This is a genomic window from Paraburkholderia aspalathi (assembly GCF_905220735.1).
GTDB classification, from domain to species: domain Bacteria; phylum Pseudomonadota; class Gammaproteobacteria; order Burkholderiales; family Burkholderiaceae; genus Paraburkholderia; species Paraburkholderia aspalathi.
Map to the genome: position 1 here is coordinate 1,106,191 of NZ_CAJNBA010000002.1, position 13,783 is coordinate 1,119,973.

Genomic DNA, 13,783 nt, shown 5'->3' on the forward strand with positions numbered 1-13,783 from the left:
TCGAAAAATGAGCGAAGAATTAGCGAATCCGTAGCAGGAGTGAGCTGATCTATCTCAGCTCATGAACGCGAACCTCGCGCCGCGTCTTGATGGCGAGCGCGCGATATCCGCGCCCGCCTCAATCACCTACCCCCTCAGAACAGATGATTGACGCGCAAAATCCCTTCGTTCGAGCGATACCCGCTTCCAAACTGGCCGCCGTATTCCAGCTTGATCTCGGTGTTTTTCGAAACGCTGAGGTTCATGTCCAGCTTCACCTTCGCCAGCGCCGACGGAGCCGATGAGACAGCGGTGAAAGGCGCGACGCCCGGCGCACTGCCGACGAACTGTGCGTCTGTTGCCCAATGGTTCCGGTCGTGGAAAACCGCGCCCGCCGCGACGTCCGGACGCAGCACCATGCCATTGGAAAAGGCCCATCGTCCGCCCAGTTCGAACATCGGCGAGGCCGAAAGCGTCGTGCCGCTCGAACTGTTGACAGCGAGATCCAGCGCGCCCGCACCCTGCTCGGTGTAGCTGCCCGTATGGAAATGGACGAGATGAACGTCCAGGTACGGCTTCATGTACCAGTCATTCATCGGAATCGTATAGGCAATGCGCGAGTGCAGTCCGGCCTCGTAGGTATTGAAGTCACCTTTCGCCTGAACTGCAGAACCCGGTAACGTGACGTTGCGCGTGGAGTCGTCCCAACCATAGGCCGCATCGGCACCGCCGGAGATCGTCCAGCGGCCGATTTCCTTCTTCAGGACGATACCCAACTGCGGACCGTGTGCGTTGACGTCGCCCACGCCGTCCGAGCCGTCCAGAGTCGTCGTGCCGTATCCCACGCTGCCGCCGATGAACCAGCCATCGCCCAAGCCGTGCTGGCCGCCGAATTGCATGGCATAGGTGTTGGCGTTGTAGCCGAGGCCGTCCGAGCCATCCGCGCTCGTATGGTTATCGATGACGCGCCCCCATCCGCAGTCGTGCTCGTGCATCATCGTATCTGCGGTCCCATCAAAGGTCGGGCAGCTATACATGCGCTCGACAAACGCATGGCTTGCCACGAGACCTGCATTGCCTACGGCCTGCTGTGTTTCATTGCCCAGCCTGTTGAGCGCAGCGTTATAAGCGGCGTGGTTCTGAACGCCATTCGCCAACTGCGCGAACAGGGTGCCCAGCGCATTGGCGCCTGCACCCGAATCGAAGTTCGCCTGCAGGTGGTTCGCCACCGACTGTGCACTCGCGCTCAGACCTGCCGCGCTCCCGGCGAAGTTCGCGTGCGGCGTGACATACAGCGACTCACCCGCGTCTTGCGAATTTGGCGTGTTGCGAGCCGCCAGCGTATAGTTGACGAGATACGGATTGCTCGCCTGCAGTTGCGACGCGTCGAGTACGCCGTGTACGTCCATCACGTCGAGCGTGCTGTTGGTCAGGCGCGTCGGACGCATGACCACCTCGCCCGCGAGCGTCGCGTTACCTGTGATGGTCACGCGGTCACTCGTTCCCGCGACATGGTCGCTGTCGATCATGAGCTGCCCGCTTTGCTGCTGCACGACGTTGCCGTTGATCTGCAAGGACGAGATCGCCGAACCGCCAACTTCAAGCGTGCCGCCGTTGATCAACGTGCTATGGGATCCACCGAGGTCGAGCGACGTCGCGCTCAGCGTCGAGGAAGGCTTTCCGTTGATCGTGCTGCCATCGGCAAGCGTGGTATTGCCGTAAAAGCTGGATCCCGCCTCGTTGGTAATCGCCACAGGTGTCGCCGATGCCACGACGATTCCGTTGGTGCTCGGCGTGTTCTTGTTCGTGAGCGTGCCGTTGTCGATCGTGCCGGAGTTGTCGATCGTGTTCGTCCCCGCGCCGTCAACGAAGATGCCGCCCGCCGAGTTGGCCCACGACTCGACAGAGCTGCCACTTCCAATGTTGATCGACGTATTGTTTGAGCCGTTTCCGCGACTTTGTACATAGATGCCATACGCACCCTGGCCTGAAGTCCGAACGATGGAGCCCCCGCCCAGCGCGACGCTGACGTTCCCCGTACAGGGCTGCGAACTACTGCACTTGGCCGGGCTCGCTCCTGCGAACGCATAACCTGAGTTATTCGCGCCTGCGATAACACCACCGCCTCCGCCCACCGCTTGCGCGAGAATCGCATGGGCACCGTCCCCGGTCGTGACGATGCTGCTGTTGCTTCCGATATTGACCGAAACATTGCCACCCTGGCCGCTCTCGGCGGTCGGCGTCGCTTGCAACCCGGAAGCCAGATTGACGTTTTGCATACTGCCGATCACGCCGCCGCCGCCGCCCACGCTTTGCGCGAAAACACCGACGGCGCCCGCACCGCTTGTCGAGATCCAGGACGTGTTGTTCATGTTTACGGTGACGGCGCCACCGTCACCAGATTGCTTCGTACCGCCAAACAGCGTCGCGAGAGAGCTGCCCGGCGTCGCGCCAACGAACAAACCTCCGCCTCCACCCACGCTTTGCGCCAGAATGCCGTACGCACCGGCTCCCGTTGTCAGGACATACGAGTCGCTCGAATGCGGCGCTGCGCCGAGCGTCACGTCAACCTCACCGCCGTTGCCGCTCGCGCCATCTTTGTCGCCGATTTGAAGCGGTACGATTGTTGTCTGCTGGACGCCGCCAGTGGTCGAGTTGGTCGCGCTGGTGGTCGTGAGCGTGCCGCCGCCTCCACCAATGCTCTGTGCCACGATGCCAATCGCATCCGCGCCGCTCGTGGTGACGCTGCCGGGCGCATTCTGGCCCATGGTGACCTGCACCGTATTGCCTGCTCCGCCGGCACCGCCGCTTCCGCCGAGTGTCACACTGATTTTCGGGTTGTTTCCACTATCCGATGCACCCACGTCGCTGGACAGCACCTGGGCCGTTCCGCCGCCGCCGCCAACGCTCTGAGCGAGAATGCCGAACGATTCGTTTGCGGAGGTGGCAACCACACCATCATTGGTCACCGTGACGGTGCTGCCGTTGCCGCCCGCGCCGCCCGATCCGCCAACGGTCACGTTGAAATTCTTCAGCGCGCCGTCCTGAGAGCCGGTGACGGCGCCCTTACCGCCACCACCGCCGACGCTTTGCGCATCGATCGCATACGATGAAACACCGTTCGTCACGATAGAGCCGCTGTTGGCGACGGTGACCGAGTTACCGTCGCCGCCGCTTACGCCGTTGCCGCCAAGCGTGAGTCCCGCGCTAGTGTTGCTGCTGTCTCCGGTGTCTCCACCGTTAGCGCTGCCAGAAAAGGTCGTCGCGCCGCCCACGCCACCGCCGCCGCCAATGCTCTGTGCAAAGATGGCGTCGGACTTAACGCCGTCCGTCTCGATGGCGTTCGTATTGGCGACGCTGACGCTTCCGCCTATCCCGCCAGTGCCGCCCTTTCCGCCAATCGTCGCCTGCAGCGTGAGACTACCGGCCGAGCCGGCGTCGTCATCGTCATCACTATCACGCACCGCTTGAACACCGCTCGAATCACCGCCGGTGATCGCCGAGTTCAACTGCGAGATGTTTTTAATGCCTTTCAGCACGTCGTTACTGATCTGGTACACGCCATCCGCAACCTTGGTCGCGCCGCCCGAGCCGAAGCCCAACCCGTTGGCAAGCGCATTCGTCATGTTGTTGATCACCGTTTCGGGGTTTTGCGCGCCGCCGGTCGTGGAGGCGCCCTTGCCCGCTTTGCCGCCGCCGCCGCCGATGCTTTGCGCCATGATGGCATCGGCGTCCGCGCCCTTCGTCAGCAAGGCTGCGCTATTGTCGACCGTCACCTGCCCACCGGTCCCGCCCTTGCCGGCGTTGCCGCCCACGGTTACAGCCAGCTTCAGCGTATTGTTGCTGCCATTTGCCGCGCCCGTACCGCCGCCTGACGCGCCGCCGCCACCGCCGATGCTTTGCGCGAGGATGGCATTTGCACCGTCGCCCGCGGTAACTATGTTGGTGCCGGTACCGTTGCCGTTGTTATTGACGTTGACGGAACCTCCGCTGCCGCCCGTGCCACCGGAGCCCCCGACAGTAATCGACGTGCTGAAGCTTTGAGTCCCGCCGCTAGTGGACGCCGTCGAGTCGCCGGTGCCGCCTACGCCACCGCCGCCACCCACGCTCTGCGCAAGGACGCCGTATGCGTCAGCACCCATCGTCGCAACCAGGCCTCCGCTTCCGTTGACGGTGACCGCGCCGCCGCTGCCGCCCGCTCCGCCCTTGCCACCAACGCTCGAACTGGCCGAGATGCTGGTGCCGTCTTTTGACGCCTTCGCATACGACGATGCAGTCGAGTCGCCGCCGTTGCCACCGCCGCCGGCAATGTTCTGCGCGATGATGCCGATCGCGCCATCTCCGGCGGTCGTGACGAGGCCCGCGTTATTGACTGTGACCGGGCTTTTGGTCTGGTCTCCACCTGCGCCCGCGCCGCCGCCAATGGCGACGCTGACCGAGGTCGTCGGAAATTCAGGATCGCCACTCAAAGCGACGGCGCTTGCCAGCGCTGAACCGCCTTGACCGCCCCCGCCACCGATGCTCTGGGCCTTGATGCCGTAAGCATCGGCGCCGTATGTCGAGACCTGATCATTGTTTGTCACCGTCACCGCGCCGCCGGATTGCCCGGAGCCTGCGGAGCCGCCAAGCGCGAAAGACGTGGAGACCTGAACGCCCGCATTGAGCGCAACGGCAGTGCCGCCGTTGCCGCCGCCGCCGCCGATGCTCTGTGCCTCGATGCCGCCTGACTGCTGACCGAAGGTCGTGACAAGACCGTCGTTCTGTACGGTGACAGTCGAGCCGCTACCGCCGCCCTTGGCGTCGCCACCGATCGCAAGGGTAGGCGCGACGATGCCTGCCGCGAAAGCATTGCCGCCGTTACCACCCGCATCACCGATGCTTTGCGCGACAATGGCCGCCGCGGAGTCGCCTCGAGTGATGATGGTGTCGTTGAGAACCGCCGAGCTGGAGTCGCTGCCTGAGAGGCCCACCGTGACGGCTTGTGCGTCGCCGCCGGCACCGCCATTGCCACCGAATGCCAGGTTGCCGAGTGAGGCGGCGTTCCCGCCACTTCCGCCACCGCCGCCTACACTCTGCGCAAGAATGCCATCAGCGCCCGTACCGGTTGTGGTGATGCTGCCGCCACTGCCCGATACGTAGACCTCACCGCCCGCACCGCCATTGCTGGCTGCGCCGCCGCGCGAATAAAAGATGCCACTCGCGTCGCCACCCTTACCGCCCATGCCACCGACGCTTTGTGCCAGCACGCCATCCGCGAAACTGCCACTCGTGCTCACTGCGCCATTGATAACCGCGGTTGCGGTACTGCCTGCGCCGCCCTGACCCGCGTCACCGGCGTTGGTACCAATCGCTGCGCCTTTGCCGCCCGCCCCGCCCACCCCGCCATTCGAGCGAACCAGCACCGCTGGAGCCACCGTGGATGAAGTGGTAGGTGTATCGTCGCCTTGAGTGATGACAATGCCGTTGCTCTCGATGGTGACCGATGCCGATCCCGCCTGCCCCCCGGTATTGCCTGTGCCACCTCCCGCATAATTGCTGCCCGCCGCCCACGCACCCGCCCCCCCTGCGCCGCCATAGCTGATCGCTGAGACCCCTACCGTCGCTTGATGCGGCGCGCCGGTCACGGACGTCGCGGCACCCGCGACGCCCGTGGGCGATTGCCCGACGTCGACGATTGCATTGCCGCCGACGCCACCCAGGCCTCCATTGCCGCCCGTTGTCGTGGTGCCAGATGCATCACCGCCGGCGCCACCGTCTCCGCCGACTGAAACTGCGCTCAAAACATTTACTCCGCCAGTAACAGATCCTCCGGACTGAAGCGTCAACGTAGCGTTACCGCCTTGACCGCCGTTGCCACCGTTACCGCCGGTACCACTGTCACCTCCGTTTCCCGTATTTCCGTCGCCACCCTGGCCGCCAGCACTTCGCACCAGCGCGCCGTTGGACGGTACGACACCCAGATAGAGACGTGTCGCTGCGCTGACGTTGCCCGATATAGTCAGGGTGCTCTGCGGAGCCGACCCGCCGCCCCCGCCGGCGCCACCGCTTGCTCCCGACGAATATTGACCCAAACCGCCCTGGCCGCCGGTGCCACCTTGCGCAAGGACGTCAATGCCATCCCCGGCCGAGGACTGAATGGTGCCCGTCACGCTAGCCTCTACGGGCGAACTGGACGAGCCGCCATCGCCCCCATTGCTGCCTGCCGCCGACAGGACGCCTGCGTTATCGTCCGCGCCCTTCACGCCGGTGCCGCCGAAGGCTCCAATGATCGCACCGGTCGCGACCGTCGAGATCACTCCGCCAATCGCAACGCTCACCGGCCCGCTACCTCCAGCGTTTCCGGACTTCGACGGATAGTAGCCAAGGCTGCCGTCGTCGCCGTACAGCGTCGATCCGCCTTGAGAGAGCACGGTCAGCCCTGGTGAAGAGGCGTCCGTGGAAGAAACAGAACCGTTCATCGTCACCTGAATCTGCCCACCGCCACCTCCCGCGCCGCCCTTTCCAACCGTTCCAATCTTGGCGCCTTGCCCGCCGCCACCGGCGCCGCCCTGTGAGATGAATTGCAGAATGCCGCCCGGGTTCGCCCCGGACGCGTTGACGCTTGCCCCGACGGCGGCAGTGATACTGCTTCCCGCCGCGCCTGCGCCGCCGTCGCTGCCGTCTGTGTTGCCTGGGCCTCCCGCTCCGCCATACGTCTCCAGTTGCATTGCGCCCCACGTGGGTGTCGCAGTCAAAGTCTGTGGCGAAGTAACCGATACAACGATTGGGGAAGGTGACTGTCCGGTTTGACTATTGCCTCCGCCGCTACCGCACAGGATGACCTGGTATGGCGTGCCGCTGGCTGGGCTGCAAGCGGCCGCTGAGTTGGCAGATGCGCCTTGTGCAAAGGCGGGGACAGCGAACAGGCCAGCACTAGCGCCGGCGATGGAAAGAAGCGCGAACGACTGAAGGATTGACGCCGTACACGCCCGCATTGGAAACGGAACGATGTTGCTGCTGGAGGAAAAGAATCTGGAGCTCAACATGAGATGTCCTGTCAAATCGGAAAGAATGTGTTGGCGTACGTACAGGCGACACGATTCCGTCGAAATTCAATTCGACATCGCATCGCATTCCTAAGGTGTTGAATACCGGCGGAGCTTTCGTTAATGCCTTTGATGACTTTGTCTGGTCAGACCGCAATCTTCCTTTGACCAATCGTCATCGGCGCGACCCGCTACCTGGCGCCGTGTTGGAGCGAATCTCTTCGGAGCATCATTCCGATCCGCATGGAAAATGCGGACGGGTCCTGATCGGACCTCGATGCAATGCGGCTTGCCGAGCGCAACGATTGTTTCTACCCGCGGACCTTGCGTCCACGTCCGCTCAACGGCGTGCAGCGCGAAATAAGCTTTACAGTGGAAAGATGATGACAGCAAGCAACCGCGTCGTCAATATCTTTCCACTGTAAATTTTTGAGTGTGTCCTGAACATGCCGGATTCATGACTCAAACCACCAGCGCGCGCCGAAGCTCCAGGTAGTCGGGCAACACGGTCGAAGGCAAATCTTCGCCGGTTAACGCTGGCCTAATTCTGGAACTCTAGGATACACAGGACTGCCGGCTCAGACGCGCATTCGTCGGTCTTTCATCTCGTCAGTCGCAAGCCTCGCGACGGGCTCGACCTATTCCTTTCTTGGAGTGTTTTATGAAATCCGCCAAAATTCTCATGGTTTTGATTTGCTTAGCCGCTGCTCAAGCAGCGTGCGCACAGGAGAAAAAAGTAAGCCCCGCGAAAATGAGCTGTGCCGACTATGTTGCAGTCGACGAAGCATATCGACCGGCCCTGGTTTACTGGGTTGCCGGCGTCGACAAACTCGGCGTCAAGGAAACAGACACGCTGGTAGTCGATACTGCGCATCCTGTGGGAGAAACCGTAATGGAAGCCTGCACCGTGGACCCGCACGCTTCGTTCGTGTCGAAAGTCAGATCCTTGGTCAAAACGAAGAAACTTTCCCTGTTTGAGCATTCATAATGTGTTCCCAAGTCGGTCACAATTGACGAGATGCGTGCGAGCGTCCTGATCACCGCTTCCAGACCGACGGGGCCTCGCGCGTACAGAATTCAGTCCGCATCGAAAGCGCTGCGTCTGTATAGCGTCAGACGTCGCCCCAGTTTCGGACTGAAGACGTCATAACGGTGCGCGCCGCGATGACGCGTCAGCGTGAGTGGCTCGAAGCTTCGCAAAACGTCGACCATGTGTACCACCTGCCCGAGGATTTCATGGTCCAGGACGAACGTGAGTTGACGATTTTAATTCGCGCTAACGCGAAGTGACGACTTTACTTCGCCCGTTAGCGAAGCAATGTTGTCACTTCGATGGCTAAAGCGTTGCCCCGCGAGCACGGTCCAGTGGCAATATACTTTCGTTTTACGGTAGGAGCTCCCCTAATCGCCACTATGTCTCGGTCGAATCGGCTATCCGAGTCCGTTAGGGCCAGCAGGCGATCCTCTCAAATCCGATTTTTCATGCCCTGCAAGTTGCGAGATCGAGCCAACAGCCGTAAGGCGCCCCGCTCCACAACGCCTCGCCGAGCTTTGCCGCGATAACGGGTGTTATCGCGGCTGGCACCGGACATTTGAACCTAGCCCAAACGTCGCGCGAACGACAAATTTAACTATGTAAAATTGAATCCCCTAACCTCACCATGCTGTACTGGTCTTCAGAAACCTGTCGCTGGTAACTGCATTCGTGGGGAGCCACTCTTCAAAAACCCACGCCATCGGATTTCGCTCGCCTACAATGCGTATCCGAACAATCGTTCTATCCGACCCAACGGCACAGCCGCCGCCACTAATCTGAACCGCGTCAGCATCACGATGTCCGCTCTGCCCTCGCAGCACTTCATGCCAGACCTCGACATCACGGTCAAAAAAGCGAGTGTCGTCTGTCTGCTTGCCACGACCCCGTCGTAGCGGCCGCGAATCTCGCACGGATATGGCGGGGGCACCCGCGCAGCCGCGCTTCTTCCGTTGCCAGGCAATGTCGGCGAGTAGCTTCGCCAGTGGAGCGCGCAAACACAATTCGGAGATCGCGTTGCTCAACGATCTACGGTTTTTGGGCCTGGATTCGGCCGAGTGCCGGGCGCGAGCAGCGCTCGCGGCATAATGCGGAAGGAGGACGCGAATCAATGCCCCCGACCTCATCAAGCCGCCAGCACCTCGACGATTTTGCGCCGGAACGCGTTGCCTTCGCCGTTGAATAGATGACAGTGATCCGGTGTGGCACCAAGCTTCTGCGTCTCACCCTTGCTATGACGTTCGAGCGGCGGAATGCGTGCAATCAGCCCTTCCGGCGAGACACTCGACTCCGCATAGAGATACGCCGCATCGCCAAGAGATTCGACCGCCATGGTGCTCGCCGAAATGCCGTCCTCGGTCATGCCCACATGCAAATGCTCGGGGCGAATCCCCACCGTCACCTTGTCGCCCTGCTTCGCCGCTTCCGGTTCCACCGACACGCGCTGCGTCTCACCGGTTTCATAGCGCACCGTGACACCGTCGTGCGTAACCGACTGCACAACACCTTCCATGAAGTTCATCTTCGGCGAGCCGATAAAACCCGCCACAAAACGGTTGACCGGCGCGTGATACAGCATAGTCGGACTGCCGACCTGTTCGATGTTCCCCGCCGACAGCACCACGATCTTGTCGGCCAGCGTCATGGCCTCGACCTGATCGTGTGTCACGTAGATCATGGTGGTTTTCAGTTCGTCGTGCAGGCGGGAGAACTCGAGGCGCATCTTCACACGCAATGCGGCATCCAGATTCGACAGTGGCTCGTCAAACAGGAACACCTTCGGCTTGCGCGTGATAGCGCGGCCAATCGCCACCCGTTGCCGTTGACCGCCCGACAACTGTTTCGGCTTGCGATCCAGCAGATGGTCAATGTGTAGAATTTTCGCTGCGTTGCGCACCGCCGCGTCGATCTCTGGCTTCTTGGTGCCGGCGAGCTTCAGCCCGAAGGCCATGTTGTCGTACAGCGTCATGTGCGGGTAGAGCGCGTACGACTGAAACACCATCGCGATGCCACGCTTGGCCGGCGGAATGTCGTTCACGCGCGTACCGTCAATGTTCAGGTCGCCGCTCGTGATGTCTTCGAGGCCGGCGATCATGCGCATCAGCGTCGACTTCCCGCAACCGCTGGGACCAACGAACACGACAAACTCGCCGTCCGCGATGTCGAGATTGATGTCCCGCATCACTTCGTTATCTTCATAGGCTTTTCTGATACCGCGCAGAGTCAAGCTTGCCATGATGTGTCTCCGTGTATTGCTCGTAATACTTTGGTCCAGTTTGAAAGTGTTTGCCAGGAGTGTCTGATTTCACCTTCTCTCATTCGCGCTGCCCCGGCAGGTCGTCTCAATGCAGTCTTGACGGTGTCTTAATATGACTCCGCGCTCACGCGCTGTGTCCACTGCCCTACCAGCGCAGGTAGCTGCGTCATATCGTTAAACACCCGCGGGGCGCCGGCCGCCCACAGCGTTGCTCACCGTATCGGTCACTTAACCGCCCCGAATGTAAGGCCACGCACCAGTTGCTTCTGCGACAGCCAGCCGACGATCAGGATCGGCGCCACCGCCAGCAGCGAAGCGGCAGAAAGCTTGGCCCAGAACAAGCCTTCCGGACTTGAATACGATGCGATGAACACCGTCAGCGGCGCCGCGTTCGAACTGGACAGGTTGATGCTCCAGAACGCTTCATTCCACGACAGGATCACCAGCAGCAGTGCAGTGGACGCCAAACCCGGCAAGGACATCGGCATCAGCAGATAGATGATTTCCTGCCAGGTCGCGGCACCGTCGATGCGCCCCGCTTCCAGAATGTCGCGCGGAATTTCGGCGAAGTACGTGAAGGTCATCCACACCGCAATTGGCAAGTTGATCAGCGCGTAGATGATGATCAATCCCGACACGGAATCGAGCAGCCCGGTGTTTTTCCACAACAGATAGATCGGCACCAGCACGCCAACCGACGGCATCATCTTGGTCGACAGCATCCACAGGAGCAAACTCTGGGTGCGGCGAGTCGGAAAGAATGCCATCGCGTAAGCGCACGGCACGGCGAGCAGCAGACACACCACCGTGACACCCGCCGAGATCAGCACCGAATTCCACGCGAACGAGAAATAGTTGCTGCGGGCGAATACCTCGCGAAAACTGTCAAGCGTCGGAATGAAGAACAGCGACGACGCATAAGCCTGCTGCTCGGTCTTGAATGCGGTAATCGTCATCCAGAAGATCGGAAAAAAAAGAAGCAGTGCGATCAGCCACGCGAGCACACCGGGAATCGCTCGCTTGAAGGCGGCCCACGGCGCGTTCGTCGACGAGACACCCGACGATGCGACTGGAGAAGCGGCAACGTGGCTCATTTTTCGTACTCCCCTTTCAGGTTCTTCGCGAGCATGCGAACAAGGAAGAACGACACGATATTCGCCAGCACCACGGCGAGAATCCCGCCTGCCGAGGCCAGCCCCACGTCGAACTGTTGCAGGCCGAGTGCATAGATCAGGTAAGACAAAGTGGTGGTCGCCGTGCCGGGGCCACCGCCCGTGGTCGTGTAGATTTCCGCGAAGATCGACAACAGGAAAATTGTTTCCATCATCACCACCACCGCAATCGCCCGTCTCAAGTGGGGCAAGGTGATGTAGAAGAACATCGAGAAGGCGCCTGCGCCGTCGATCTTCGCCGCTTCCTTCTGTTCCTGATCGAGCGACTGGATTGCGGTGAACAGGATCAGGAAGGCGAACGGCAGCCACTGCCAGGAGACGATCATGATGACCGCAGTGAGCGGATAGTCGGCGAACCAGTCGATCGGCTGCATGCCGATCGCGCGCATCCCCTGCGCAATCAGACCGTAGACCGGGTGCAGGATCATGTTCTTCCAGATCAGGGCACTGACGGTCGGCATCACGAAGAACGGCGCGATCGCCAGCAGCCGCGCCACGCCCTGGCCGTAGAACTTACGGTCGAATAGCACCGACATCAGGACGCCACCCACCACCGTAATCACCAGCGTAGCGATAATCAGTTCGAGCGTATGGCCGATAGACGGTCCGAACGACGGATCGGTGGCGAGATACTTGTAGTTATCGATTCCCGCAAACCCCTTCTCGTCTGGGTTGAGCAGGTTGTAATGCGTGAACGAAAACCAGATCGTCATGGCCAGAGGGATCGCCATCCACAACACCAGTACGACGGTGGACGGTGTTACCAGCCAACGTGCGGACGACGCGCCTTTCTGGTCAAACCCACCGGCGGCCGCCACTGGCGGTTGTGCAGAAGAAGCAGCTTGCAGCATGATCGTCTCACTTTCAGGGTTAGCAGCGGCGCTGGACGTGCCAGCGCCCCCCAACTTCATAAGTGGGTGGATCTACTTCAGATATCCAGCCTGGCGTACTGCGCGCTCCGTGGCTGCTTGACCAGCCTGAAGTGCCTGATCCACGGACACCTGTCCGGCCAGTGCGCCCGCGATGCTCTGCCCGACAATTGTGCCGAACGACTGGAACTCAGGTATCGCGACGAATTGGACGCCCGTGTACGGAACGGGTTTTGCGGTCGGATGGGTGGGATCGGCAGTTTCGATCGCTTTGCGCACGAATTCAGCGAACGGCGCAGCTTTCGTGTACTCGGATATCTGATAGGTCGAAACCCGAGTACCAGGGGGCAACGAAGCCCAACCGAGATCCGATCCGACCAACTTTATATATTCCTTCGAAGTCGCCCATTCCACGAACTTCTTCGCGGCGTCCTGCGAACGCGATGTCTTGGGAACCGCGAACGCCCATGACCAAAGCCAATGCGATCCGTTGGGTGTCGCCTGCACAGGCGCCGGCGCAAAACCTACCTTGTCGGACACAGACGATTCCTTGGGGTTGTAGAGAATGCCTGCTGCAGTGGTAGCATCCACCCACATCGCGCACTTTCCGCTCGTCATCAGCGAAAGATTCTCGTTAAATCCGTTCGAACTAGCTCCGGGGGCACCGTCACGTTTGAGCAGGTTCACGTAAAACGTGATCGCATTCTTCCACTCCGGCGACGTGATTTGCGGCTGCCATTTTTCGTCGAACCAGCGGCCGCCGTATGTGTTGACGAGCGTGCCGACATAGGCCATGTTCTCGCCCCATCCCGCCTTGCCACGCAGGCAGATGCCATAGACACCGTTGGCCTTGTCGGTCAGCTTGTCGGCTAACTGTGAAATCTGCTCGTAGGTAGGCTGGGCCGGCATCGTCAGGCCTTTCGCCGCAAACAGGTCCTTGCGGTAAAACGTCATTGAACTCTCTGCGTTGAACGGCACCGCATACAGCGTCCCGTTATAAGACAAACCATCGCGGACAGTCTTGAACAGATCATTGACGTCGTAATCCGCCGGCAAATTGTTCAGTGGAACGAGCCAGCCGCGCTTCGCCCAAAGGGGCGCTTCATACAAACCAATCATGAGCACATCGAACTGGCCGCTGTTAGTCGTAATGTCCGTCGTCAATCTCTGGCGCAGTACGTTCTCCTCGAGAATCAGCCAGTTAAGCTTGATATCCGGGTTCGCCTTCTCGAACGCTGCCGAAAGCTTCTTCAGCTCGAGTTGATCGTTATTGTTGGGAACCCCAATCGTCAGCGTTGTTGCATTCGCTCCGCTTACGCCAAGCATGCCGCAGACGGCCGCTACTACGGCCAATCTTTTGCAGACCGCAGGCAGAACGCGGCGATTGATGTAAGATTTCGCATTCATTTTCGTCTCCTCAGTTTCCATCAAGCATGGACTTCGTACCG

5 protein-coding genes and 1 pseudogene are annotated in these 13,783 nt (G+C 60.7%); 1 reads left to right on the top strand and 5 read right to left on the bottom strand.

The genetic code is table 11. The annotated features are described in order from the left end of the window. Positions 1–134: 134 nt before the first annotated feature. The gene (locus KHO30_RS15805) at positions 135–6,686 is read right to left on the bottom strand and encodes an autotransporter outer membrane beta-barrel domain-containing protein (protein WP_211701544.1); all 6,552 of its coding nucleotides are present in this window, start codon (positions 6,684–6,686) and stop codon (positions 135–137) included. A gap of 979 nt (positions 6,687–7,665) precedes the next feature. Between KHO30_RS15805 and KHO30_RS15810 the strand changes: the two genes are divergently transcribed. Continuing rightward, entirely contained in the window at positions 7,666–7,992 is a 327-nt protein-coding gene (locus KHO30_RS15810; RefSeq protein ID WP_211701545.1) for an HdeA/HdeB family chaperone, read from the top strand. A 1,171-nt stretch (positions 7,993–9,163) separates the two neighbouring features. Here the strand turns inward: KHO30_RS15810 and KHO30_RS15815 are convergent. The 4 genes and pseudogenes from KHO30_RS15815 to KHO30_RS15830 form a co-directional block, all read right to left on the bottom strand. After that, entirely contained in the window at positions 9,164–10,273 is a 1,110-nt protein-coding gene (locus KHO30_RS15815; RefSeq protein ID WP_211701546.1) for an ABC transporter ATP-binding protein, read from the bottom strand. Positions 10,274–10,518: 245 nt separating this feature from the next. Further along, a complete protein-coding gene (locus KHO30_RS15820; protein WP_211701547.1) occupies positions 10,519–11,388 on the bottom strand; it encodes a carbohydrate ABC transporter permease in 870 nt (289 codons plus the stop codon). Then, positions 11,385–12,317 carry a carbohydrate ABC transporter permease gene (locus KHO30_RS15825; protein WP_211701548.1) on the bottom strand — a complete coding sequence of 311 codons (933 nt, stop codon included), beginning with the start codon at positions 12,315–12,317 and terminating at the stop codon, positions 11,385–11,387. The genes KHO30_RS15820 and KHO30_RS15825 overlap by 4 nt, the downstream gene beginning before the upstream one ends. Positions 12,318–12,389: 72 nt before the next feature. Beyond that, positions 12,390–13,643 (bottom strand): annotated as a pseudogene (locus KHO30_RS15830) (ABC transporter substrate-binding protein); the annotation flags it as partial. Positions 13,644–13,783 lie beyond the last annotated feature (140 nt).

Excerpts from the sequence above, each read along its gene's own strand:
- KHO30_RS15820 (WP_211701547.1), bottom strand. The coding sequence starts at position 11,388 with ATGAGCCACGTTGCCGCTTCTCCAGTCGCATCGTCGGGTGTCTCGTCG.
- KHO30_RS15825 (WP_211701548.1), bottom strand. The coding sequence starts at position 12,317 with ATGCTGCAAGCTGCTTCTTCTGCACAACCGCCAGTGGCGGCCGCCGGT.
- KHO30_RS15815 (WP_211701546.1), bottom strand. The coding sequence starts at position 10,273 with ATGGCAAGCTTGACTCTGCGCGGTATCAGAAAAGCCTATGAAGATAAC.
- KHO30_RS15805 (WP_211701544.1), bottom strand. The coding sequence starts at position 6,686 with ATGCAACTGGAGACGTATGGCGGAGCGGGAGGCCCAGGCAACACAGAC.
- KHO30_RS15810 (WP_211701545.1), top strand. The coding sequence starts at position 7,666 with ATGAAATCCGCCAAAATTCTCATGGTTTTGATTTGCTTAGCCGCTGCT.